Source organism: Candidatus Ulvibacter alkanivorans (genome assembly GCF_003333325.1).
GTDB lineage: Bacteria > Bacteroidota > Bacteroidia > Flavobacteriales > Flavobacteriaceae > Ulvibacter_A > Ulvibacter_A alkanivorans.
This window is the reverse complement of record NZ_QOLC01000049.1, coordinates 1-23,425: the sequence shown is the minus strand read 5'-3', so window position 1 is coordinate 23,425 and position 23,425 is coordinate 1. Positions and strand designations below refer to the sequence as shown.

Genomic DNA, 23,425 nt, shown 5'->3' with positions numbered 1-23,425 from the left:
AGGTCAAGGTTACCTAATTTTTCATCGGTAAAGCTTTTGAGTGCTTGAATGTCTTCATCGCTGGTAATGTCAGCCTTAAAAAATAAAGCCAATTTACATTCTGTTTGTAGCGTTTTTATTGCCTCATCTTTTCTTGATTCGTCTCTGTCGACAATGCAAATGCTGGCTCCCGTTTTTGCCCAACGCAATGCCATTGCTAAGCCTAGACCGGACGCACCACCGGTAATCAAAATATTAATTGTTTATCCCACTTTAGCTTTAAAACGAGTTGTAACATTTCCTCTGTACGCGGGAGCGAAAATTTCTCTGCCTTGTTGCTAAAACCATCTTGTTGAATAGTCCACATTTCCATATCTGCGTAAATGGTGTTGAGGTCTTTGGATTGTGTGTCGAACATTGACTTGCAAACTGTATTTAGCAGTTCAATTTCTTCTGTTTTTCCTGTGATTTTAGGCATTTTATAAACTTCAATGAGTTCATCTATAGCTTGAACGTAAGAAGAGTTCTCAGGGTCGTTTAACAAAGCTAAAACCTCAGCTTGTTTACTTGCCTTTACCTCATATCCTTCACCTTTTCCTGATGGTACTTTCTGTAAATACGGATTTTTGTCTAGGTCTTTAGAAAGCTCCCATGAGAATGCCCCGAAATTTGATTTTTCGAAAGTGTAGGGGATGGGCTGTTTCTTCACTCGCTTAAGTAAGAAACCCGTCTTTTGCTTTTCTACTTTGCCGTGCGTAAAGCCAAAAGCATTTTCCATCTTGAGAGTTGCCATAGCAACTTGTGCATACTTATCAATGTCAAGAATAAGTTCTTCAAGCACATCCTGCTTCGGCGTAAACACTTCCTGCAATACCGCTTGCATTAATTGTTCAGCTTGTTGCTTGCTTTGGGTGACTTGCTCTTCTAGCTGGTCGCAAAGTGTCATTAACATATTGACTTTCGAGACGATGGCTTTTTGTTCTTCTAATGGTGGAAGCGGTATAATTATATTCTTACTCTTTGTAACTGATATATTATCCTGTCCTGCTGTTCCAATTAAATCGATTCTGTCAAGAAATGTTCCAGCGCAAAGAAAAGTATAAATCCAACGATTAATCTTTCGTTCAATTGGTTTGAAGAATGCTATTGCTTGATTACAATTATATTCTTTGTGATCATTCGGAATGATAGCCACTTTTCCAAGAGGCGGTCCTACGATATTCATAATTACATCACCAGCTCTTAGAATTGAGCGTTTGTTTTTTGTTTTGTGATATTCCTCCTCTATATATTGTGGCTTGTATTTAAAGTCGATATTTTGATTTCTAATATTGTACACTTTAAGATACGGTATTCCTTTTTCTCTAAAGTAAGGTTTAGGTGGTGTTGAACCTGACGAGATATTAGGACATAAATCTTGCATCTTACACCACTCCCAACTTTCAGGAAGGTCATAAGGTTTCTCCTCGTCAGTGATAGGTGGTAAGGGATTTTCCTTTTTAATTTTTTTCTCGGCAATGAGTAGTTTCTTTTCTGCTTTAATGCGTTTAAGCAGTTCTGAAGCGGGTTCTACTTCAGGGTTTGCTTTACGCCAATCTGCCGTGAGTTTTCCTTGTACGGCTTCTTGTAGGATGCTTTGGCGGAGTTTTGTGATGAGGTTTTGTTGCTTATCGAACTCAAGATTTAGTAAATCAACAATTTCTTGTTTTTTATTGATAAAATTTAAGGCTTCGGTTTGTTGTTCAAAGGTTAAATCGGGAAAATCAATTTTTTCCAAATCCGAAAATCTTAGCGCTGAACGAACACCGCCTCTATTGCCATACCAATTAATGAGGTTTATGCCCAACGGACTTTTAAGGTATAGGAATAAAAATTCGTCGTTTATACTTTCGTCTGTTTCAAAGATGACGTAAGCGGAACTTATTAACCCAATAAATTTACTTTCTGAAAGCCCGATAGACCCTATATTAACCCTGTAAGGATTATAGGCAAATTTTTTTCCTTCGAAAAAGTAATAGGTATTGAGATTCTTTCCTATTTTCTTTCCGGTAACCGTTACACCATCTTCTTTAGAAACACCATAGACCGTGTAGTCTTCAGCATCAATATTCAGCTTTGCAACTTTTTTGCCTACCTTTTTAACAGAACCTTTTAACTTGCGTGTAGGAAATGATAGTTTCAATTGAAATTTTCGTTTAATTGGTTCATTATTTTGAGAGTTCTATCAACACTTTTTTGGAGCTGATTTAGTAGGGTATCCTTATTTAGCTCCTGAGCTTCAATCTCACTATTAGGATTTTTAAAATCGAGATTATATCCCTTATTTTCAATTTCTTTTAATGTAACTTTCCAAGCATTATCATTTTCTTCTCTATCATTCCACCACTTCTTTTCTATAGTAAATTCGCTAATATCTACTGGGTTAGTTTTTGTATAACTCTTTCTACCGTCGGGATATGGGTGGTCGTAGTACCAAATTTCCCTAGTTGCTGTTCCTTTTTCAAAAAAGAGTAAGTTGGTCTTTATGCCTGTGTAAGGATTAAATACCCCATTTGGAAGACGAACAATAGTATGTAAATTACACTTGGAAAGTAGCTCTTTTTTTATTCGAGTTTTTACACCCTCACCAAATAATGTTCCGTCAGGAAGCACTACCGCAGCTCGTCCACCATCTTTTAACAAACGGATAATCAGCGTTAAAAATAAATCTGCCGTTTCTTTAGTTCGGAATTTTTGCGGAAAATTATTTTCTGTTCCATCTTCTTCAGTTCCACCAAACGGAGGATTCATAAGAATTACATCCACACGGTCTTTTTTGCCCCAATCGCTATAGGGCATTGCAAGCATATTATCTCGCTTTACAGCAGGAAGGTCAAAACCGTGAAGCATTAAATTAGTGGTACAGAGTAGGTGAGGTAGTGGTTTTTTCTCTATACCCCTTATAGATTTTTGTAATACATCCCTTTCTTTCGCTGTATTTACCTGTTTCCTTACATGCTCAATACTACACGTCAAAAAGCCCCCCGTGCCACATGCCATATCCAATATATTTTCACCGAGTTGTGGGTCAACCATATCTACCATAAATTGAGTTACTGCCCTAGGGGTGTAGTATTCACCTGAAGAGCCTGCACTTTGCAACTCTTTTAGTATAGTCTCGTAAATTTCATTAAACATGTGGCGTTCTTTGCTATTGTTGAAGTCGAACCCATTAATTACATTTATTACCTGACGGAAGAGTGTACCATTCTTCATGTAATTGTAGGTGTCTTCAAATACAGAACGAATAATTGTTGCTTGTGGGCTTTGAATGTTTAGGTCTTTTAAAGTTGGGAACAAATCATTGTTAATAAACTCCATCAATTCATCACCAGTAAGCCCTTCATCATCACTCGCCCAAGTATCCCATTTTAGGCGTACTGGTAAGGGGCTTTCGTAATTTTCTACAGTAAGTTCCCACTCTTCCTCCTTGTCGGCAAAAATCTTTAAAAAAAGCATCCATACCATTTGAGAGATACGTTGTGCATCACCGTCGACACCAGCATCTTTGCGCATGATGTCTCGTATGGATTTTATGTTAGTTGTAATTTGAGTCATTTTTTAAACCATTTTTTTTCTAATTTATTTATAAGGATTTTGACTTCATGTAAACGAAAGCGAAAATTATACTTTCTTTTTCCTTCGCTTGTTTCTGTCATATAGATATCAGGATTGTCCCAATAGACGCTTTTCTCCTCAAAAATTGATGCAATATCTCTATTAATTGGTCTTACTTGGTGTGAGGCTTCCCACCATAAATCTTTTAAGTATGTTGATGTAACATCTTTTGAATCATTTTTTCTAGTTTTTCTAATATGCTTAACCGTTTCTTGGTAAGCAAATTTCATTGACGTGAATGCCTCATTTTTATTTTGTATCTCAGCCTCTTCTTCCTTGGTAAGATTCAGCAAAATTTGAAAAACGGTTAGTAATGAATTTATTATTTCCATCTTACGCTCCTATATTATAAATTTCTTGTTCTAACTCATAAACGGCTTTTTCAAAATCGGACTTTTTGCCAAAGGCTCGTACCAACTCAACAGGTGAACCTATCTCTGTTAGTGGTTTTACCTTTAAAATGCTATTGTCTTCTATTGAGATTACTCCTTCATTTTCATATTTTTCAAGCAATTTCTCCAAAACTGCCTTTGCTTGTTCACTATATTTAGCAAAATAATTTCGTTTCCGCACATTATTCGCTCGTTCTTTTCTTGTTAGTGGCGGTTGGTCATATGCCACGTGACAAATTAGGTCAAAAACATCCATATCGTCATTTCCTACCTCTTCTTTCAGAGCTTCGTACAAGATTCCTTGCTCTGAAAGTTCTTCAAGAAGTTCCGCTTTTTTAGGACTATTTTTCCATTTTAGAATAAAATCATCCAAGGAAGCATAGTTTTCAGTAAGATTTGTTTTTGTATAGTCTCTGAGTGATTCCGTAATTAGCTTTCCATCTTTCCCGTAATATTGCACTCTCTCGTGTGCAACCTGCACCTTTACATTGTTCACGTAAAATTTTCTTGGAGAAGGATTATCTCCGTCAATCGTTATATCAGGAACTTCACCTTCGGGGTAGTCGGGTTCTTCACCATCAGGAAATTCTCCGTTATCATTTTCACCTTCAGGAGAAGGGTCAGGAGGCACAACTGGATCCTCTTCATCGGGTTCGTAAATTTGTACTGGGTCTCCATCAAAATCAGGATCGGCAAACAGGTTTGTAGCTTTTCTAAAATCCATAATAGTAAAGTATACCTTCCCGTCTTCTTCACGTATTCGAGTGCCTCGACCAATGATTTGCTTGAACTCTGTCATAGAGCCTATGTTCGCCTCAAGCACTATTAATTTTACCATCTTAGTATCAACCCCTGTGGTAAGCATTTTTGAGGTTGTGGCAATAACAGGTAATCTTGCTTCCACGTCCATAAAATCTGAAAGTTCCCGTTTTCCAACCTCATCATCACCTGTGATTTTTACGACATACGTAGGATGCTTAGAAACCAAATCTGCGTTTTCATTAATTAATGCTATACGCATTCGGTTGGCGTGGTCAATATCTGTACAGAAAACTATTGTCTTTGCAAACCTGTCAGTAGCTTTTAGATTTTCAGTTATTTTTTTGGCAACTATCTCTGTTCGCTCATCAATAGCAAGTGTACGGTCATAATCTTTCAAATTGTAGATTCGGTCTTCAATTTCATTTCCATACTTGTCTTTTAAGCCCTTTGTTGGTCTCCAGCCTTCGTCCACAGTCGTAGAGATGCGTACTACTTTGTAAGGAGCTAAAAACCCATCTTCAATACCTTGTTTCAATGAATAGGTATATACAGGCTCTCCGAAATAAGCAATATTTGAAATATCTTTAGTTTCTTTAGGTGTAGCTGTTAATCCTATCTGTGTGGCATTGTCAAAATAATCAAGGATTTCACGCCAAGCAGAAGCCTCAGAGGCACTACCTCGGTGGCACTCATCGATAACAATCAAATCAAAAAAATCTTTTGAGAAATGCTTGTACACGTTCTTAATTTCTTCATTACCAGTTAGACCTTGATATAGTGCAAAAAAGATTTGATATGACTTGTCAATCTTCCTGTTTTTAACGATATGCATTATATCATTTCCAAATGGCTTGAAGTCATTGTTCTTAGTTTGCGTTATAAGTGCATTCCTATCCGCCAAGAACAAAATACGTTGAAATTGTTTAGACTTCCGAAGTCTCCAAATAATATTAAAAGCTGTAAAAGTTTTCCCCGTTCCAGTTGCCATTACCAATAGGATACGGTTTTGTCCCTTGGCAATTGCTTCAACTGTTCTATTTACAGCATTCTGTTGATAATATCGTGGCGTTTTTCCATCAGGTTCAAAATAATATTCCTGTTCGACTATATGCCTTTGTTCAGGTTTTTTTATTCCTTTATACTGAAGGTAACGTTCCCATAAATCATCAGGTGTTGGAAAATCATGAAGACCAATTTCTTTTTCTAATTTACCTTCGGTTACTGTTTTATCGTGAAAAACAAATCCATCTCCATTGGACGTAAAAACAAAAGGTATATCAAGTATCTCCGAATATTCGAGTGCCTGTTGCATACCATCCCCCATGGAGTGGTTGTTATCCTTTGCCTCAATAATAGCAATCGGTTTATTAGGCTGAAAGTAAAGTATATAATCTGCTCGTTTTCTTTTTCCTCTTGTGTGTAATTTACCTTGTACTATAATACGACCGTCGGTAAAAAATACTTCACGGCGTATTTGTGTTAACTCATCCCACCCCGACTTTAGGACAGCAGGAGTAATGTATTTGGCGCATACATCACTTTCTGAAAGTGTTTTTTTGTTGATTTGCAAATTGAAATTAACATTGGTTGTGGCTAATATAATTAATTATAACTTGGAAAATAAATTTATCGTTAGGCTGTTCAAATGTTCAAACTACCAAACGTTGTAATAGTTGAACAAATGAACACATATTTTTTATTTCTTTAAATAATTAGAAACAGTTCCCAATGCAATGTTCAGTTCTTTGCTTATTTCCCTTTGGGTATATCCTTTTGCCGTCAAAGCCTTAGCCTGTGCAATGAGCGACTCCTTGTTGACCGTAGAATCTTTCTGAAGATGCTGATACTCAAAAGAGTTGCCATCAAAAATAAATTTTAAAAAGTTTACATCCTTTTCGATATGACCCAATACAATATTGTCCTCGCTGTAAATAATTTCACTATTCCTAGACTTCACTTGTTTTAAATATCTTAAATTTGAGTCCCTGTAGCTTTGACCTATGGCAAAACAACTATCACAAAAATTAATGATCATCTTGCTCCCTTGTAAATCATTCTTACCAATAGGCAGCGAATTATTTCTTTTCGGGGTATGTGCTAGTACTAAAATTGAAAGATTATAGATGTCCTTCAGGGATTTAAGCTTTTTCATTAGAGGAGCTGCATCTCTTGCTCTTTCCATATCATCACTTAAATAGGTTATGTTATCAATGATTAACACATTACAACCTATTTCAACTACCCTAGATTCAATTTCGTCAATTAAGTATTGCTCTAAGGCTTTTTCTTTAGGAATTTCGGCATCAAAATTAATTTCTACCCTACTAAGATTATCGTTGAATTTATAATGGTTCGAGTAAAAATCATCGTTTTGTTTTCTTTCGGAATATCTTGCTTCAAACTGTTTTGCCGTGAGTTCAAAATCAAAATAAAATACCGCTTGACTTTCAGTCTCCAATTGGAAGGGCTCAATCCGATTTCCTTTTGCAATACTATCAGCAATTTGCACACCTAAAATAGACTTCCCTAAATTTGTATCTGCAAAAAGGATACAAATTTCACCTTGGTGCCAGAACTTGTCAAATAACATCTTCGGTATTGGTGTCTTCATTGATTCAGCAATCCAATCATTAGCTTTACGAATTTTTAATATCGATTTCTCTTCCTCCAATGCAGCCATTCTTTGCACAATCAACTTTTCTTGTTCATCATTGTCAAGTTCGTATCTTTCCTTTTTGTTCAAAAGCGACCAATTTAGACCACTTTTTTTTCTTCCAAAACTCCCCATAATACTAATTATTGTCTATAAATTTTTGAAGTTCTTTTTCCTTAAACCGTACTAAATTTCCGATCTTACACTTTTTTATTAAGCCAGACTTCGACCAATTATTGAGTGTAGCCAACGAAATTTTGAGGTATTGGGATGCTTCTTGTCTTGTCAGTAATTTTTCGTCCTCTAAAACTTTCTCTTCCTTAGGACTGTCCTGCGAGGAAAGAAAGTGGTGAATTGATGTTGCTAACTTGGCAACTAGTTGGTCTGGTGTTAACCCATAGACCTGTGTGATTTTAGTTGTATCCATATTTTTATTTTTTAGAATACAGCTAAACTAGCTTGGTGATTATTGGGCGAAAAATGGGGTTTATGGGGCTTTGTTGGGCAAAATTTTATGATGTGGTTTTCAGGTATCGAGTGATTAGTTCGTCAACATAATCAATGTGTTTTGTTGGGTCTGAGAGGGACTTCGTTGTATTAATTTCTGCCGAATACTGTCTGTTTAAAAAATCAATGTATTCGTCCAGCTGCAAGCTAGATTTAAAAATGTGTTCTTTACATTTGGGGTTCTTAAAAATTGCGTGAGCAACTGCTTGAAATTTTCGTTTTGGTGTGCTATCTTCGTTTAATGCATTTCTTTCATAAAGCACATCGTTAAACCATTTAAATGCGTCTGAGTTTTTTATTTCATTAGGTATTGAGGTACTATTTGTTTTAATTGCTTTTGTAGAATCTACACTATTTTTACTGCCAATCAAGGTCTCACAAAAATCCAAAATTCTTACAGCTGATACGGAAACATAGTATCGAACGAAAATTTCTTGGAACTCCGTAGCCCTTTTTGTTTTTTCGTCCCCTAAATATGGGTTTATGTAAAAGCTCAAAAGTGCTTTCAAACTTCGATTTGTAATTTTATTCTGCTCGAGCTGTTCTTTTGTAGTTTCATAGAGGTTCAGATAATAAAGGATTATCTTATCGTTTACTTCCATTGTAAACCTTTGGTGTAGAATTTTTCCTTTCACAAAATCCGTATAGCTCCTTAGTTGTCTGTCGTTTAGTATTGAAGCGTTTTTGTTTATTTCAATCTTTACCAAATCTACCAGCGATAAAAGTTTGTGAATTGTTGCTAACCCTCTCTTTGCGTTTAAATTTTTGGCAATTCTTAGTTGATTACAAAATTCCTGAAGTTGATAATCTTGTATTCCCATATTATGCTAGATTAAAAATCCCCGATTTAGCGATGTGAAGTGACTTTTCTTCGTTTTTAATGCGTATGTACTTGTAAAATTCTTTCACTCCTTTATGACCTGAAAAGTGCATAATATAATCAGGACCCACCCCTTTCTTAAATAGGTTGGTACAAAAGCTTCTTCTCGCTGTGTGAGTTCCTACCATATTATGCTTAGGCAACCACTTCACGATCTCCTTTCCTCCTTTTGTCCGAGTGCATTTTATTTTCTCATCTATTCCTGCCATTTGGGCTACCTGTTTAATGTAATCATTGATATATTGTTCGGTCATACGGTTTGGAAATTTACCATTATATCTTGTTTGCATAATTTCCCACATTTTTACTGTTATTGGCGCATCAACCTCAACATTTTTTACTTTGCGTTGTTTAATTTTCACAAACCTAACTCCATCTTTTGTAAAAATGTCATTGTGGTCAAGTCCGTTGTAGTCGCTTATCCGCTGTCCTGTATAACATCCTATTAAAAAAATATCTCTTGCACGCTCAAGTTCTTTATATTTTGAAAGGTCAAGGTCGTGGATTTTTTCCAGTTCCTCATCTGTTAAATATATAGCAGTTGTTTGTTCAGTTTTCGCTTTAAATTGTGTGCTTTTATAAGCCTTGTTGGTGTTATATCCATCATCTGTAGCACTATTTAATATAGTTTTTAGGTTTTTAATGTGCTTCCCTATTGTATTTAAAGACTTATCATCCTCTTCTAGGAATCCAACAAAATCGTAATAAAATGATAGATCAATTGTGTTAAAATCTGTTTTTGTGGACAACTGATTATCATATCGTTCAATTAGCTTCTTTGTTTGACGATAAGAACGAAGGGTAACATCCTTTATACTTCCTTGTTTACGTTCAAAAAACATCTCACAGTAGGAATGGAAATTTACCTTTTCTTTTTTCTCTAAGGATATGTTTTTATTGGAATACTCATCTAATGAGGATTTAAGTGCCTCTTTTGTAATGGGTATCTGATTGGCATCCAAGTATGAAACTTGCCGTTTAATAGCAGTCTCAACGTCGTCCAAATAGTCATTGATTTCATTCCTGTTTAGGATGTGCGTTTTATTGCGTACACGTTGTTTTTTATAATCCCAATCATTGAGGCTAGCATAGTAACTGGTAGAATACTTGAACCTCAACTTTCCATAACTGTAATGAAGCATAATTAGTGACTCATCGTTGGGGCTTTGCTGAAGTTTTTTTAAGGATTCTTTAAATGCAAATCTCGTTGTTCCTTTTGCTCTTTCGATTAACTTTCCCATATATAAAATATTATGGAAGCAAATATCAAAAATATAGGACTGGGGTGCTAATTAGGGTGCTAATAGTTATTAACGAGTTTTGCTCCTTTTGTTTTTATTTGTTTCTAAAAAGCAAACCTAATGTATGTTTGTTGTGGCTTGAAGGAAACATAAGAATAAACTCGGACAAGTGGGAATAGTATCTTTAAGTACTGGAGGTACCACTTCAAAACCCTGTTTATCTAAGATATTCAGGGTTTTGTTTTTTAAAGGCATTCCTACCCCTACAACATACATGTAATCTTAATCGATATCTATCAAAGATTTCCGAAGCAATTATCTACAACCACACCATAATAGCGCCCTGATTTTAAAAACAAACTGTAACGTTTCCGAAGAAAAAAGGCCACCTTATTGCAAAAAAAATAGCGTTAAATCGCATGATCAAGCTGTATGCTTAAAAGTAACTATTGACGGATTGTTATTTTTTGAATACATCATAATTACCGTTATTTTTGCAGTTCAACGACTCCCTCACTAACCAATCATTGTATCATGAAATATTTTTGTGCGATCGTTATTCTTTGTTGTTTTACAACTGCCAATTCTCAAATACTCAATGCCGAATCCCTTCGGAAAGTTACCGACACTTCGGGCTGGTCGGGAGCTGCTAGTGCGAATTTCGCTCTAAAAAGGAACACCAACGATTTTTTTACCATTTCGAGCAACATTCACCTTCAGTATAAAATGAACAAGCATTTGGTGTTGTTTAAGAACGACATTGCCTTTCAGAAGATCGAGGGCAACAAGTTTGAAAATAGTGGTATTCAACATCTGCGTTATAATTATCGTTTTCATCCAAGGATCGCCTGGGAGGTTTTTGCACAAGGCCAATACAACAAGGTCACCTTGATCGATTTTCGTGGATTGGTTGGTACCGGACCTCGTTTTAAACTCACTTCTTCGGAACGATATAAATTTTACTTAGGCTCATTGGTCATGTATGAACATGAAGAGGTTAACGACGGCATTACATCTTTGCAACGGGATTTCCGCGGAAGCGTCTACCTATCGTTTAGTTTGTATCCTACCGAAACCATTAGTATTGTTAGCACAACCTACTACCAACCGGAACTCACCTTGCTCAAAGACTACCGCATCTCGAGTCAGTCCTCCTTATTGATAGATCTGTTCAAAAACTTTGCATTTAAAACCACCTACACCTTTACCTACGACGCCTTCCCTGCCGTAGGCATCCCCAACTCTCAATACGATCTTAGTACAGGTATCACCTATAGCTTCGATTAACTTATTAAAATCGGTTGTAAGTTTTTTCATTTACACAGACTACTTGTATATATTTACAAACTTGAAAACCAAAGTATATACAATTTCGTACCTATAACAAACTCAACTATGTCCAATTATTACGACCCAAAAGACTTGCGCAAATTTGGCGACATCACCGAATGGAGCGAAGAACTCGGTTCTAAATTTTTTGATTACTACGGAAAGGTCTTTGAAGAAGGAGCGCTGACCGCTCGTGAAAAAGCATTGATCGCCTTGGCAGTTGCTCATACAGAACAATGCCCTTATTGCATCGATGCTTATACAAAAGACACGTTACAACGCGGCGTTACCAAAGCGGAAATGATGGAAGCCATACATGTTGGAGCTGCCATAAAAAGTGGGGCAACACTAGTGCATGGGGTCATGATGATGAACAAAGTAAACAAACTTGAAATGTAACCTGAGTACGCTAGCACTTCCAACTCTTTTTCCTTTCAATTAAAATTACTAATACCGAAAATCGATTCAATGTCGAAACTGAAACAACAATCCCTACACAAACGAGATAACGAATTGGCAAATGCCAATCGGCAACTGGAAATACTCTCCAACGGAATTTTCCAAAACGGCGAACTGCCCACCTTTGCTGAAAAGATAAAGGAAACAGGCAATTTTCCATTAAAGCCTAAAAAATTGGAGATCTTACAGATCAATGTGGGGTACATGTGCAATCAGGTTTGCGAACATTGTCACGTAGATGCGGGTCCCGACCGTAAAGAGATCATGACGGTCGAAACTATGGAACAGTGTCTCGAAGTGATTAGGAACACTGGAGCGCACACCTTAGATCTTACCGGTGGAGCTCCCGAAATGAATCCGAATTTTCGTTGGTTCGTCGAAGAAGCAAGTAAAGCCGGAATTCAAGATTTTATCGTGCGAAGTAATCTAACCATCATTCGCGCAAACAAGAAATATTACGACCTCCAGGACTTTTTTAAAAAGCACAATGTACATGTAGTTAGTTCGATGCCACACTGGACGCGCGGAAAGACAGACAAGCAACGTGGTGACGGTGTTTTCGACAAGTCGATCAAGGCCTTGCAGGAACTCAATGCCGTTGGATACGGTATGCCGGATAGCGACCTGCGATTAGATCTTGTCTACAATCCGAATGGTGCGTATTTACCGGGCGACCAAGCGAGTATGGAACGTGATTTTAAGAAAGCACTGCTCGAAGATTTCGATATTCAATTTCACAATCTTTTTGCTATCACGAATTTGCCAATTGCGCGTTTTCTTGATTATTTAATTGCTTCGGAAAATTACGAGGATTACATGTATCAATTAGTTGATGCCTACAATCCTGCGGCGGTTAAAAATGTGATGTGCACCAATACCATTTCCATTAGTTGGGACGGTTATTTGTACGATTGTGATTTCAATCAGATGCTCGGACTTAAGGTCGCTAGTAAAATACAGCATATTTCAGAATACAATGAAGACCTGCTAAACGATAGGAAGATTATTATATCACAGCACTGTTACGGTTGTACAGCCGGTGCTGGTAGCAGTTGCCAAGGCAGTGTAACCGATTGATCAACTTAAGTGCTTACCTCCCACCTATGCGAATACTTTTTTTAATCGTCCTGTTATGTTCCTCTTGTTTCGCTACCGCCCAACGCACGGTAGACGATCTGCTTCAGCAATACAACACGCATAGTGTTCCTTATATTTCGGTAGAAGAGTTACGAATGCAACAAGTAAATGGTTCGATCATAATCTTGGATGCTCGAGAACCCGAAGAATTTGAAGTAAGCCATCTTCCTTCAGCGCAGCACATAGGATCTATCCATTTTTCTTCGGAAGAGGTTAGCAATAAAATAAGTGACAAAGATACCCCAATTGTAGTATATTGTTCCCTCGGAATCCGTTCCGAAGCAATTGGCGAAAAACTAAAAAAAGCTGGTTTCACCAATGTAAAGAATTTATACGGTGGTTTATTTGAATGGAAAAATAAAGGCTATCCAATCGTTAATCCACAACGTATCGAAACCGATAAAGTGCACGTGTATTCCAGAGCTTGGGAAAAATGGTTGCTTCAAGGTGAAAAAGTTTATAAATAATTTGGCAACATTATATGTCTTCCACAACAAAAAATTCTAAAATAAATTCAAGAAACGATAAAGCGCAAAAGACCTCTAAAAGCGCCTTGATCATATTTACGCGTAATCCTGAATTGGGGAAGTGTAAGACACGATTGGCGGCAACAGTGGGCGATGAATCGGCACTCAACATTTATTGCTTTTTACTCGATCATACCGTTGCAATCACGTCGCCGCTAACGGTAGACAAGTTTGTTTTCTATTCTGAAGCACTTCGGAAAGAAGACCGTTGGGATACCAGTATTTTCAGAAAAAAAACACAAAAAGGCGATGACCTCGGACAGCGAATGCACAATGCTTTTGTCGAAATATTTGAACTAGGTTATGAGCAAGCCATCATTATTGGAAGTGATATGTACGATCTTTCTTCGGAAGAGTTAGCGTTGGCATTCACCGAGTTGAACACGCATGACTTTGTGGTGGGCCCGGCCAAGGATGGAGGGTATTATCTATTGGGGATGACGCAACCTAATGAAGCGTTATTTCAGAATAAAAAATGGGGAAGTGATACTGTCCTAGAGGCAACCATGACCAACCTAAAAGATCAAAACTATAAACTTTTAGCCGAAAAGAACGACATCGATTATTTTGAAGACGTTAAAGACATCGCTGCCTTGCAGCAATTTTTACCGGCACATTTAGACAATAATTTTTTATAAGAAATGCAAGAATTTATAGACGAATCGGTAGCCTTTTTACAAAGTCGAGGTTTTGAGAAACCTGAGATTGGGATAATCTTAGGCACCGGATTAGGCAAAATATTAGAGGATGTAGAAATTCACAGTGAAATGAGCTACAATCACATTCCGTATTTCCCTACGGCTACTGTCGAATTTCACACCGGAAAATTGATCTACGGAACCTTAGGCGGGAAAAAGGTAATTCTTATGCAAGGTCGCTTTCATGTGTATGAAGGGTATACTTTACAAGACGTTACATTTCCCGTTCGGGTGATGCACAAATTGGGGATAGAGAAATTATTGGTTAGCAATGCCTCAGGTGCCATCAACAAAAATTTTAAGAAGGGCGAGATCATGTTGATCGATGATCATATCAACCTTCAAGGTGGATCCCCGTTAGCATTCAAAGGTGTTGAAAAGATGGGTGAACGCTTTGTCGATATGAGCGCCCCTTACGATGCCGAAATGAACCAAAAGATCATTGCTATCGCTAAAGAACACGACATAAATTTACACAAAGGAGTATATGCCTCTGTTGTGGGACCTCAACTAGAAACACGTGCAGAATATCGTTACTTAGGTATAATTGGTGCCGACGCAGTTGGAATGAGCACGGTCCCCGAGATCATAGTCGCCAATCATTTGCATTTACCGGTAGCAGCAGTATCTGTGTTGACAGATGAATGCGACCCCGACAATTTAAGCCCTGTTGACATCTCAGATATTATTGCAATGGCAGCAAAAGCAGAACCAAACATGATTACCTTATTCACCAAATTAATAGAATCTTTATAAATTTTTAGCCCATGAGTTATCTTGAAACCACTCACGATGTATATAAACAAGCAGCCTTAACACCAGATGTGGGATTATGCTGTACTACGAATCCAATATGGGAACTTCCGGGTTTAAAAATTCCGAAGATCATGCAGGAGATGAACTATGGATGCGGTAGCACAGTTCATGCAAGAGACCTAACTAATAATCCGCGCACCTTGTACGTTGGCGTTGGCGGGGGAATGGAACTACTACAGTTTGCCTATTTCAACCGTCAAAAAGGAGGCGTTGTAGGGGTTGATGTTGTGGATGAAATGTTGGAAGCCTCTCGTAAAAATTTTAAAGAGGCCGAAGCGATGAACCCTTGGTTTAAAAGTGACTTTGTCGAGTTAAAAAAAGGAGATGCCATGAATCTTCCCGTGGAGGACAACTCGATCGATGTGGCAGCTCAAAACTGTTTGTTCAATATTTTTAAAGCGGAAGAACTAAAACGAGCCATCGATGAAATGTATCGAGTGCTTAAGCCTCACGGCCGATTGGTCATGAGCGATCCCACCTGCGAGCAACATATGAATGAAACCTTGAGAAATGATGAACGGCTACGTGCCCTTTGTTTGAGTGGTAGTTTGCCAATAAAAGAATATGTAAAAGCACTTACCGATGCAGGCTTCGGGACCATCGAAATTCGAGCGCGCAAACCATATCGTATCCTCGATCCAAAAAATTATCCAACCGACGAACTCATTTATATAGAATCTATTGAAGTAGCTGCAATTAAAGATCCAATGCCCGAGGACGGACCATGTGTTTTTACCGGTAAAGCAGCTATTTACTATGGAAGCGAAGACTATTTTGATGACAATAAAGGGCATGTTTTACTTAAGAACCAGCCAATTGCCATTTGTGATAAAACAGCGGCAGCCTTACAAGCGTTGGGTCGTGACGATATTTATTTTAGCGAATCCACCTATCATTACGATGGCGGCGGATGCTGTTAATGGCACTTGTGTAACGCTCAATAAAACCAAGTGGTAGGGTGTTTCGTATATAAATTTGTTAAACTAAGTCCTACCAAATGATCTTTGTTGTTCTCTTTATTGCCGCTTGTTTTTTAGCCTACAGTAATGGCGCCAACGACAATTTTAAAGGAGTTGCTACGCTCTTCGGAAGCGGAACTACCAACTATAAAAAAGCTATTGTTTGGGCAACAATCACCACTTTCGCCGGATCGATAGCGGCTATATTTCTCGCTGAAACCTTGGTAAAGAATTTCTCGGGGAAAGGACTGGTTCCAAACGATCTCATTCAAAATCCAATATTTGCGATCTCTATCGCGTTGGGCGCAGCGCTCACCGTATTGTTAGCGACCAAGATCGGAATGCCCATTTCGACTACTCATGGACTGGTTGGCGCGCTATTTGGTGCAGGTGTGATGGCGATTGGCACCGACTTCAACTTTGAAAAACTAGGCAAGGTCTTTCTAATCCCACTAATTTTAAGTCCGTTAATGGCAGCAATACTCAGCTTTCTCGCCTATATCGTTTTAAGGAAGTCACGTAAACTACTAGGCGTGACTAAAGAGAGTTGTCTTTGTGTAACTCAAAAAATCACGAGTACACAACTGTCGGATGCCTCCCTTACTATGAACAGCAATACCAATACGATCGAAATCACAACCTGCAAAAATAATTGTGTTCCAACCTACCAAGGCAAGTTATTCGGTATTACTTCTCAGAAAGTATTAGACACGTTGCACTTCATAAGTGCCGGTGTAGTAAGTTTTGCTAGAGGGTTAAACGACACCCCTAAAATTGTAGGGTTGCTTGTAATTATTAATGCCATCGATATAAAGTGGGGAATGATCGCTGTTGCCGTTACCATGGCATTAGGAGGTCTTTTAAATGCGAAGAAAGTGGGAGTTACCATGAGCAAGAAAATTACCCCGATGAATCACGGACAAGGATTTACGGCCAATATGATCACCGGATTATTGGTTACAACCGCTAGTGTTCATGGCATGCCTGTATCTACTACACATGTATCTGTTGGATCTATTTTTGGTATTGGAACCGCAACCAAAAAAGCGGATGTTAAAATGATCTCTAAGATCTTACTTTCCTGGTTGCTTACCCTGCCAATTGCTGCATTGCTAAGCGGTCTCATATTTAAATTACTGGAAACAGTATTGTAATTTTGACGTCTATAGTTCGACCAGTATATCAGGTTATATGGAAAAATACCAAGACATATTTAGAGATTCGTATACAGGCTATTTCAATTACCTAATAGATGAGATTAGTCGATTTCACTGGGAAAATTATTTCTACGGTCTCATCATTGTTTCCTTGGTAGTTTGGAGCTTAGAACTGCTATTTCCGTGGCGAAAAAATCAGAAGATCTTTCGGAAAGATTTTTGGTTGGACACCTTCTATATGTTCTTTAACTTTTTCCTTCTTAACTTAATCGTCTTAATTTTCTTATCCAATACTGCAGAGGCAATTTTTAATGATGCTTTGGGATTTTTTGGCGTAACCGTTTCCGATTTTCAACTTGTGGATCTTAATGTACTTCCTTTTGGTCTAGGTTTGATCCTCTTTTTCTTGGTGTCAGATTTTGTTCAATGGAACACCCATAGGTTGTTACATCGCGTTCCTTTTTTATGGAACTTCCACAAAGTGCATCATTCGGTCAAGGAAATGGGATATGCAGCTCATCTGCGATATCATTGGATGGAACCTGTAGTCTACAAGTCTATTCTATATATTCCATTGGCTATAATTGGCGGATTCACTGTACAAGATGTGGCCATCGTTCACTTTACCGCTTTGACGATTGGACACTTGAACCATGCTAATCTGGGGTGGGATTACGGATTTTTAAAGTACATCTTCAACAATCCTAAGATGCATATTTGGCATCACGCTAAAATTTTGCCAAAACACACTAAATATGGTGTTAATTATGGACTTAGTTTAAGTATTTGGGATTATCTTTTTAGAACAAGTCATGTCCCACATAACGGTCGTGATATTGAATTAGGATTCGCCGGAGATGAATCATTTCCGAAGGGGTTCTTTCAACAAGAAATATATCCATTAAAATCAAAAACTAAATCATGAAAAATTTAATTCATATGGCAAGTATATTGTTACTTGCGTTAGTGCTACAAAGCTGTAATTTAACGAGTGCAGCGGGGATTACTAGTAGTGGCCAACCGACAAAAGAAGTACAAGGCGACTTAACTTCTAGCACGGCCAACTCGGTAGTTAATATAGACCACTCCCAATGGGACATGTTGGTTAAAAAGCATGTGAACGAAGCAGGTTTGGTCGATTACAAAGGGTTTCAACAGGATAGAGAAGCGCTGAACAGCTACCTTCAAAAATTATCTTCTTACGAACCTACCGATGAATGGAGCGTTCAAGAACTACTTGCCTATTACATAAATCTTTACAATGCCTACACCGTAGATCTAATTCTTAAAAATTACCCCACTAAAAGTATTAAAGACATAGATGGTGCGTTTACAAAAGGGTTTATACCGGTTGGCGATAGAGAATTATCCTTAGGCGGAATCGAAAATGGCGTACTGCGTAAAATGAATGAGCCTAGAATTCATTTTGCCATTAACTGTGCATCAATTTCGTGTCCGAAGTTATTGGACGAAGCGTTTACGGCCTCAAAGATCAACGAGCAATTAGATCGTGTTACACGTGAATTCATTAGGAGTGATAAAAATGAAATTACCGCCAATAACCCCAAAGTATCTCATATATTCAAATGGTATGATAACGATTATAAAGTAGGCGGAGAAAAGAATGTTATTGGTTTTATCAATCAATATAGTGAAACCGAGATCAATCCGCGTGCGACCTTAGAATACAAAGAATACGACTGGAGCCTAAACGACCAGAACTAAATACTGGCATTGGTTTAGATTAGCTTGGGTGGCACATCTGAAACAGCTTTTATTTCGTAAGTTTACACCTATATGCTAAGTGTTGTAATTCCCGTATTAAACGAAGCCGAGACTATCATCTCGGTTTTACGTCATCTAACCGAAAATGCTTCCGAAGCGAACATCGCCGAGATCATTATTGTAGATGGCGGGAGTACAGACCAAACGCAACAATTGGTAAAAACATTCGCTCAAACTGCTTCTTTTAATGTACTTCTTATTTCTTCGGAAAAAGGACGCGCAAAACAAATGAATACAGGAGCTTCTCATGCCACCGGTTCGATCCTATATTTCCTTCACGCCGATTCTTTTCCACCTGAAGCCTACGACAAACACATTCTTTCCGAAGTAAATAAAGGGAACGAGGCAGGTTGTTTTCGCATGCGTTTTGACAGTTCGCATTGGTGGTTACAACTGGCGGGCTGGCTTACTAAATTCAACTGGCGAGCCTGCAGAGGAGGTGATCAAAGTCAGTTTATAACCCAAAAGCTATTTAACGAGATCGGTGGTTATGATGACACATACGTTATTTATGAGGATAACATCCTTATAAACGAATTGTATGCTCGCAAACAGTTCGTTGTTATTCCATATTGGTTGACATCCTCTGCCCGAAGGTATCTCGAACATGGCGTATGGCGGTTACAATATCACTTTTGGGCCATCTACGTAAAACGCTGGATGGGTGCCGATGCCCAAACGCTCTACTCCTATTATTGCAAACACATTCGCAATTCAAAACAAGTATTGCCTTCCAACATTGAAGTTGCTACGCCTTCCGAAGTAATGGCCGACGAATAAAATTTAATATTTCTTAAACACTTCGATTGTAAATTAGGTTGTAATTTGAAACATCATTAAAAAACCAACCTATGAAGAATATTTTTGAAGCCATTCGTGAAGACCATGACATACAGCGCGATCTGTGTAAAAGATTATTAAATACCGAAGGTAAGTCTGAAGATCGCAAACAATTGTTTGAAGCACTAAAAACCGAATTACACTTACACGAGGATGCTGAAGAACGTCACTTTTACTCGCCGCTTATTCACAACGACATGATGCAGGAACATGCACGTCATGGCATAGCCGAACATCATGAGATCGATGAGTTGATCGAAAAAGTGGAGGAAGCCGATATGGATTCCCCGGCGTTTTTAACTTATGCGAAACAATTATGCGAAAAAGTGGAGCACCATTTAGAAGATGAAGAACGCACTTTTTTTCAATTAGCAGGAAAAGTGTTTACGGAAGCACAAAAAACATCACTTTCCAAAGAATATCAAGCGGCGATGAAAAAAACAGGTAATTAAAAATACTGTCGGATCCCAAAAACAAATCCATTGGTCGCATCCTGTGTTACACCATACCCATAATCTATTCTGAAGACAGCATTGAAGATGCGTTTGTGGATGAATCTTAAGCCAACACCCGGATAGATCCTTAAATTTTGATTTTCTCCAAAATCACCCAGATCACCTCCCGGATTTCTCCAGCTTCCGGCATCTATAAAAATATTACTCTGTAGTACGAACCAGTTTTTCTCATATAGGGTATGTCGGTATTCGGTATTAAGAACGATGGCGGCAGTACCTCTATCGATGGTATTTCCCACTCCTCGAATGTTCAGATTATTGTCGACCGAGAACGGCGCGAATGGAGTTTCGTTATTCGTCGCTAAACCCAAACGAAGTCTACTCGCCCAATTACCCCTTTCCCCTACTCGTTTATAGTAGACAAAGTCATTGAATCCCAATAGGAATTCGGGAAGTGTTTGGTCACTGGAAGTTACGTATTGGAAATTGAAAATGCTCTTAAAACCCGCAACATACTGAAAATGATTATGCACCTTATTGTACTCATATATGAGTTTAAACAATAATTTGTCTACTTCCAATTGTAACGGAATAGTGGGTGCCGTAGCACCTGATTTATAGGAATAGGTTTCAGTAAATAAATTAACGCCTAACTCAAGGCGGTGATCAAAGTTAATTTCGTACAATGCGAGTACTTCATATGATGTGTTATTGTATTTATAATCGGCTGTACCAGCTTCGAGAAACACAGGTTCTAAAGTGGTCAAATTTTGATGATTTATAGCGAGACCCCATGAATTACTAAAAAGGTAAGGAGCCCGAAAATTTATACCATAGCTGTTGTATATATCCCTCTGAAAGTATCCACCAAACATTATATTACGCCCTAGTCCATTGAACTCGAACAGGCCAACTCTAAACGCAAATTCATCATTATTTGTAGTATACACATTCGCCGATGGGATAATTGTAAAATTCTCCTCAATGATATAGGTAATTACAGCCTTATTATTGTCTTTTTCTTTTATTTCGAAATACGCATGTGCGATGCCCGGCAAACGTTTTAAGCGTCGAATGTCGGCATCAATTTGTAGAGAATCTACAGGATTTCCAGCATCCGCTTTAATTAAATTACGAATAAAACGCTCCTTGGTTTTATTATTTCCTTGAATTATTAACGCTTCTATCTCTTGTGAAAACCCAAGGCCACAGCATAAAACACATACAATGGTAAAAAGTTTTTTCAATTGAAATTCTTATAATGCTTTCTAATAATCTGTTCAACCGGCTTATTTTGCGGTGTAAATTGTGAATTGTTGGTTCCACCTACTTCCTCATGATTTATAAACCATTTCCACAAGAATCCACCCGCAAACCATTCTTTTTCCCAAACCGAGTCAAATAACGCCTGCATGGTCGAATTTTGAGCTTCAAGGTTTACGCTATTCATCTCACGGTCGCTTCGCCAAGGTTCTTTACCGGCAAAATCAACACTGCGATAACCGTATTCGGTGAATAGGATTTGTTTTTGCTTTACTTCGGAAAATGCTTCCAGATCTTCGCACCAACGTTTCCAGCCTTTTGATGCTTCATCGATGGTAGGAGTTTTAGATAAAGCTACCGGAAAATAGGCATCGACGCCAATATAATCTAATGATTCCCAAAACGGAACACGCTTGTATTCATCCCAGTTCGCGGCATAGGTTAATTTTCCTGTGTAAATGGCTCTTATCTCTTTGATTACTGCTTTCCAAAATGCCGGTCGGTGTACGATAAATTGTTCCAATTCGGTGCCAATACAAAACAGTTCGACCTCTTTTTCGGCGGCTAATTCCGCATATTCTATGATAAAGTTCCGATACGACTGTTCTAATTTCAACCAGTCTTCTTCCGAAGTCATTTTAAGATAGCCCGTAAATTTACCATCCCAGATCCAAACCTGAGGTTTTAGCATTATTTTGATCCCGTTTTTGTGTAGACTATCAATATATTGACCCGCACCTGCTCGTGTTTCACCATACCATTGTCGTGATGAATTAAAATTAATCTCAGGATTTGTAAGATCGCGAATAAAACCAAATGGCATTACGGCTGCATAATTGGCGTGGACCGACAGTACGGGGTTAATATGTTTTTGAGACACCACTGTGCGGGATGCCACAAAACTTACACCATTGATCTTTGTTTTTGAAAGCGGTAAAGATGCCTCATTGGAAACTGTTGAAGCAGAAGCAGATCGTTCCCCACATGACCACAGCGAACACAAGAGTAAAAAACCGAAAAGGTAAAATGCAACTACTTTCATAAAACTTGTTTTAAAGAACATTGTGCAATTTGCGACAATTAAAACACTGTACGCACTCCAAAATTAAACGTTTGCCCTAGACCTGTGTTCGAACCACGAACAAAATTAGTATATAATGCTTCTAGATTCACAGCATCGGTAAGTTGGTATTTGAGGCCGCCACCAACTGCAGTGAAATCTTGCGTAAAATTATTTCCCAAGTCTATCCGTTGCGAGTGTTGTACCAATCCTAAAATGGTAAAATTCACAGATGGAAAATAACTTAAGAATACACCTGGTATTAAATTCAAACTATTATTAGCGAAGCTATCCTCTTCATCGCCAAGGCTAAGTTCAGAGTTCAATTCTGCAAAGACTTGAAAAGAATTGTCTGCAAATGTATAATCATAGAAAAACCTATTTTGCCAGATATAGCTTTTTTGATCAAGAAAAACACCTTGCTCGGTTTCATTATCTACTAAAGGGAAAAAAAAGGAACTTTGAATCGAAAAATTGCGAACCGATGCAATCGGTGCAAATTTTATTGAAGGGGCAAATGATGTAAATCCACTGCGAGCAGTGCCACGTTCGCCATCAAAACTGAACACGTCTAAAGATGATCTGTCGGCAACTACATTGCTTCTAAATTCTAAAATCAAGCCCACATTAATACGTTTGCTGTCGCTTACACCTGTATACCCTTCTATAGTGGAAGTAAAAAAAGTTTGTCGAGGTTCCCGTCCTTCCGAAAAAGTGCTCTCTGTTTGTGTGTATAAATTATTAAACCATTTAATATCGAACTGTCCTTTGGCAATTAACTTAGAAGGCGTAAGGGTTTGTATCACAGAACTTGTCTCTTCGTCCTCTTGCGCAAATAAGGGTGCAGCGAATACGCCAATAAATAACAG

24 protein-coding genes are annotated in these 23,425 nt (G+C 38.1%); 12 read left to right on the top strand and 12 right to left on the bottom strand.

All coding sequences use genetic code 11. The annotated features are described in order from the left end of the window. The 9 genes from DWA30_RS03220 to DWA30_RS03180 form a co-directional block, all read right to left on the bottom strand. The coding region (locus tag DWA30_RS03220; RefSeq protein ID WP_114491088.1) for an SDR family NAD(P)-dependent oxidoreductase at nucleotides 1-230 on the bottom strand (230 nt) is incomplete at its 3' end. Then, complete coding sequence (locus DWA30_RS03215) at nucleotides 227-2,161, bottom strand: restriction endonuclease subunit S (RefSeq protein WP_210725381.1); 1,935 nt, start codon at nucleotides 2,159-2,161, stop codon at nucleotides 227-229. The genes DWA30_RS03220 and DWA30_RS03215, both read right to left, overlap by 4 nt. Further along, on the bottom strand, nucleotides 2,158-3,576 hold the full coding sequence (locus DWA30_RS03210) for a class I SAM-dependent DNA methyltransferase (protein WP_114491086.1): 1,419 nt from the start codon (nucleotides 3,574-3,576) through the stop codon (nucleotides 2,158-2,160). Before DWA30_RS03210 ends, DWA30_RS03215 begins: the two co-directional genes overlap by 4 nt. After that, nucleotides 3,573-3,968, bottom strand: a complete 396-nt coding sequence (locus tag DWA30_RS03205; protein ID WP_114491085.1) for a hypothetical protein — start codon at nucleotides 3,966-3,968, stop codon at nucleotides 3,573-3,575. Before DWA30_RS03205 ends, DWA30_RS03210 begins: the two co-directional genes overlap by 4 nt. 1 nt (nucleotide 3,969) lies before the next feature. After that, a complete protein-coding gene (hsdR, locus tag DWA30_RS03200; RefSeq protein ID WP_114491093.1) occupies nucleotides 3,970-6,354 on the bottom strand; it encodes an EcoAI/FtnUII family type I restriction enzme subunit R in 2,385 nt (794 codons plus the stop codon). A 132-nt stretch (nucleotides 6,355-6,486) separates the two neighbouring features. Then, nucleotides 6,487-7,533 (bottom strand): AAA family ATPase, encoded by a 1,047-nt coding sequence (locus tag DWA30_RS03195; RefSeq protein WP_168421727.1) that lies wholly within the window; start codon nucleotides 7,531-7,533, stop codon nucleotides 6,487-6,489. A 49-nt stretch (nucleotides 7,534-7,582) separates the two neighbouring features. After that, on the bottom strand, nucleotides 7,583-7,870 hold the full coding sequence (locus tag DWA30_RS03190) for a helix-turn-helix domain-containing protein (RefSeq protein ID WP_114491082.1): 288 nt from the start codon (nucleotides 7,868-7,870) through the stop codon (nucleotides 7,583-7,585). An 85-nt stretch (nucleotides 7,871-7,955) separates the two neighbouring features. Next, nucleotides 7,956-8,771 carry a hypothetical protein gene (locus DWA30_RS03185; RefSeq protein ID WP_114491081.1) on the bottom strand — a complete coding sequence of 272 codons (816 nt, stop codon included), beginning with the start codon at nucleotides 8,769-8,771 and terminating at the stop codon, nucleotides 7,956-7,958. Nucleotide 8,772: 1 nt separating this feature from the next. Next, entirely contained in the window at nucleotides 8,773-10,071 is a 1,299-nt protein-coding gene (locus DWA30_RS03180) for a tyrosine-type recombinase/integrase (RefSeq protein ID WP_114491080.1), read from the bottom strand. 534 nt (nucleotides 10,072-10,605) lie between these two features. On the opposite strand from DWA30_RS03180, the gene DWA30_RS03175 reads away from it, so the two are divergent. The 12 genes from DWA30_RS03175 (at nucleotide 10,606) to DWA30_RS03120 (ending at nucleotide 20,230) form a co-directional block, all read left to right on the top strand. Further along, complete coding sequence (locus DWA30_RS03175; RefSeq protein WP_114491078.1) at nucleotides 10,606-11,358, top strand: DUF481 domain-containing protein; 753 nt, start codon at nucleotides 10,606-10,608, stop codon at nucleotides 11,356-11,358. 108 nt (nucleotides 11,359-11,466) lie between these two features. Then, nucleotides 11,467-11,799 carry an arsenosugar biosynthesis-associated peroxidase-like protein gene (locus DWA30_RS03170; protein WP_114491077.1) on the top strand — a complete coding sequence of 111 codons (333 nt, stop codon included), beginning with the start codon at nucleotides 11,467-11,469 and terminating at the stop codon, nucleotides 11,797-11,799. Nucleotides 11,800-11,868: 69 nt separating this feature from the next. Next, nucleotides 11,869-12,936, top strand: a complete 1,068-nt coding sequence (gene arsS / locus DWA30_RS03165) for an arsenosugar biosynthesis radical SAM (seleno)protein ArsS (protein WP_438829897.1) — start codon at nucleotides 11,869-11,871, stop codon at nucleotides 12,934-12,936. Between the two features lie 26 nt (nucleotides 12,937-12,962). Further along, nucleotides 12,963-13,463: a rhodanese-like domain-containing protein gene (locus DWA30_RS03160; protein WP_114491075.1), complete on the top strand. Its 501-nt coding sequence runs from the start codon at nucleotides 12,963-12,965 to the stop codon at nucleotides 13,461-13,463. Between the two features lie 14 nt (nucleotides 13,464-13,477). Then, nucleotides 13,478-14,161 (top strand): TIGR04282 family arsenosugar biosynthesis glycosyltransferase, encoded by a 684-nt coding sequence (locus tag DWA30_RS03155; protein ID WP_114491074.1) that lies wholly within the window; start codon nucleotides 13,478-13,480, stop codon nucleotides 14,159-14,161. Nucleotides 14,162-14,164: 3 nt separating this feature from the next. Continuing rightward, nucleotides 14,165-14,977 carry a purine-nucleoside phosphorylase gene (locus DWA30_RS03150; protein ID WP_114491073.1) on the top strand — a complete coding sequence of 271 codons (813 nt, stop codon included), beginning with the start codon at nucleotides 14,165-14,167 and terminating at the stop codon, nucleotides 14,975-14,977. 11 nt (nucleotides 14,978-14,988) lie between these two features. Then, complete coding sequence (arsM, locus tag DWA30_RS03145) at nucleotides 14,989-15,957, top strand: arsenosugar biosynthesis arsenite methyltransferase ArsM (protein WP_114491072.1); 969 nt, start codon at nucleotides 14,989-14,991, stop codon at nucleotides 15,955-15,957. 77 nt (nucleotides 15,958-16,034) lie between these two features. Beyond that, nucleotides 16,035-17,150 (top strand): inorganic phosphate transporter, encoded by a 1,116-nt coding sequence (locus DWA30_RS03140; RefSeq protein ID WP_114491071.1) that lies wholly within the window; start codon nucleotides 16,035-16,037, stop codon nucleotides 17,148-17,150. 37 nt (nucleotides 17,151-17,187) lie between these two features. Continuing rightward, nucleotides 17,188-18,078 (top strand): sterol desaturase family protein, encoded by an 891-nt coding sequence (locus DWA30_RS03135; RefSeq protein WP_114491070.1) that lies wholly within the window; start codon nucleotides 17,188-17,190, stop codon nucleotides 18,076-18,078. Beyond that, on the top strand, nucleotides 18,075-18,878 hold the full coding sequence (locus DWA30_RS03130) for a DUF547 domain-containing protein (protein ID WP_114491069.1): 804 nt from the start codon (nucleotides 18,075-18,077) through the stop codon (nucleotides 18,876-18,878). Before DWA30_RS03135 ends, DWA30_RS03130 begins: the two co-directional genes overlap by 4 nt. Before the next feature lie 72 nt (nucleotides 18,879-18,950). Beyond that, nucleotides 18,951-19,718: a TIGR04283 family arsenosugar biosynthesis glycosyltransferase gene (locus DWA30_RS03125; RefSeq protein WP_114491068.1), complete on the top strand. Its 768-nt coding sequence runs from the start codon at nucleotides 18,951-18,953 to the stop codon at nucleotides 19,716-19,718. Between the two features lie 71 nt (nucleotides 19,719-19,789). Then, entirely contained in the window at nucleotides 19,790-20,230 is a 441-nt protein-coding gene (locus tag DWA30_RS03120) for a hemerythrin domain-containing protein (RefSeq protein ID WP_114491067.1), read from the top strand. Here DWA30_RS03120 and DWA30_RS03115 read toward each other — a convergent pair. Genes DWA30_RS03115 through DWA30_RS03105 form a run of 3 tightly spaced genes read right to left on the bottom strand, consistent with a single transcriptional unit; the run spans nucleotide 20,227 to nucleotide 23,425 of the window. Beyond that, nucleotides 20,227-21,480 carry a BamA/TamA family outer membrane protein gene (locus DWA30_RS03115; protein ID WP_114491066.1) on the bottom strand — a complete coding sequence of 418 codons (1,254 nt, stop codon included), beginning with the start codon at nucleotides 21,478-21,480 and terminating at the stop codon, nucleotides 20,227-20,229. The genes DWA30_RS03120 and DWA30_RS03115 overlap by 4 nt on opposite strands. Beyond that, nucleotides 21,477-22,538 carry a glycoside hydrolase family 113 gene (locus DWA30_RS03110; RefSeq protein WP_245933853.1) on the bottom strand — a complete coding sequence of 354 codons (1,062 nt, stop codon included), beginning with the start codon at nucleotides 22,536-22,538 and terminating at the stop codon, nucleotides 21,477-21,479. Before DWA30_RS03110 ends, DWA30_RS03115 begins: the two co-directional genes overlap by 4 nt. 38 nt (nucleotides 22,539-22,576) lie before the next feature. After that, a complete protein-coding gene (locus DWA30_RS03105) occupies nucleotides 22,577-23,425 on the bottom strand; it encodes a hypothetical protein (RefSeq protein WP_114491065.1) in 849 nt (282 codons plus the stop codon).

Bases quoted from the DNA above. Each gene is read 5' to 3' on its own strand.
- DWA30_RS03130 (WP_114491069.1), top strand. From the start codon at position 18,075: ATGAAAAATTTAATTCATATGGCAAGTATATTGTTACTTGCGTTAGTG.
- DWA30_RS03140 (WP_114491071.1), top strand. From the start codon at position 16,035: ATGATCTTTGTTGTTCTCTTTATTGCCGCTTGTTTTTTAGCCTACAGT.
- DWA30_RS03125 (WP_114491068.1), top strand. From the start codon at position 18,951: ATGCTAAGTGTTGTAATTCCCGTATTAAACGAAGCCGAGACTATCATC.
- DWA30_RS03155 (WP_114491074.1), top strand. From the start codon at position 13,478: ATGTCTTCCACAACAAAAAATTCTAAAATAAATTCAAGAAACGATAAA.
- DWA30_RS03170 (WP_114491077.1), top strand. From the start codon at position 11,467: ATGTCCAATTATTACGACCCAAAAGACTTGCGCAAATTTGGCGACATC.
- DWA30_RS03135 (WP_114491070.1), top strand. From the start codon at position 17,188: ATGGAAAAATACCAAGACATATTTAGAGATTCGTATACAGGCTATTTC.
- DWA30_RS03160 (WP_114491075.1), top strand. From the start codon at position 12,963: ATGCGAATACTTTTTTTAATCGTCCTGTTATGTTCCTCTTGTTTCGCT.
- DWA30_RS03180 (WP_114491080.1), bottom strand. From the start codon at position 10,071: ATGGGAAAGTTAATCGAAAGAGCAAAAGGAACAACGAGATTTGCATTT.
- DWA30_RS03175 (WP_114491078.1), top strand. From the start codon at position 10,606: ATGAAATATTTTTGTGCGATCGTTATTCTTTGTTGTTTTACAACTGCC.
- DWA30_RS03210 (WP_114491086.1), bottom strand. From the start codon at position 3,576: ATGACTCAAATTACAACTAACATAAAATCCATACGAGACATCATGCGC.
- DWA30_RS03110 (WP_245933853.1), bottom strand. From the start codon at position 22,538: ATGAAAGTAGTTGCATTTTACCTTTTCGGTTTTTTACTCTTGTGTTCG.
- DWA30_RS03205 (WP_114491085.1), bottom strand. From the start codon at position 3,968: ATGGAAATAATAAATTCATTACTAACCGTTTTTCAAATTTTGCTGAAT.
- DWA30_RS03150 (WP_114491073.1), top strand. From the start codon at position 14,165: ATGCAAGAATTTATAGACGAATCGGTAGCCTTTTTACAAAGTCGAGGT.
- arsM (WP_114491072.1), top strand. From the start codon at position 14,989: ATGAGTTATCTTGAAACCACTCACGATGTATATAAACAAGCAGCCTTA.
- DWA30_RS03185 (WP_114491081.1), bottom strand. From the start codon at position 8,771: ATGGGAATACAAGATTATCAACTTCAGGAATTTTGTAATCAACTAAGA.
- DWA30_RS03190 (WP_114491082.1), bottom strand. From the start codon at position 7,870: ATGGATACAACTAAAATCACACAGGTCTATGGGTTAACACCAGACCAA.
- arsS (WP_438829897.1), top strand. From the start codon at position 11,869: ATGTCGAAACTGAAACAACAATCCCTACACAAACGAGATAACGAATTG.
- DWA30_RS03120 (WP_114491067.1), top strand. From the start codon at position 19,790: ATGAAGAATATTTTTGAAGCCATTCGTGAAGACCATGACATACAGCGC.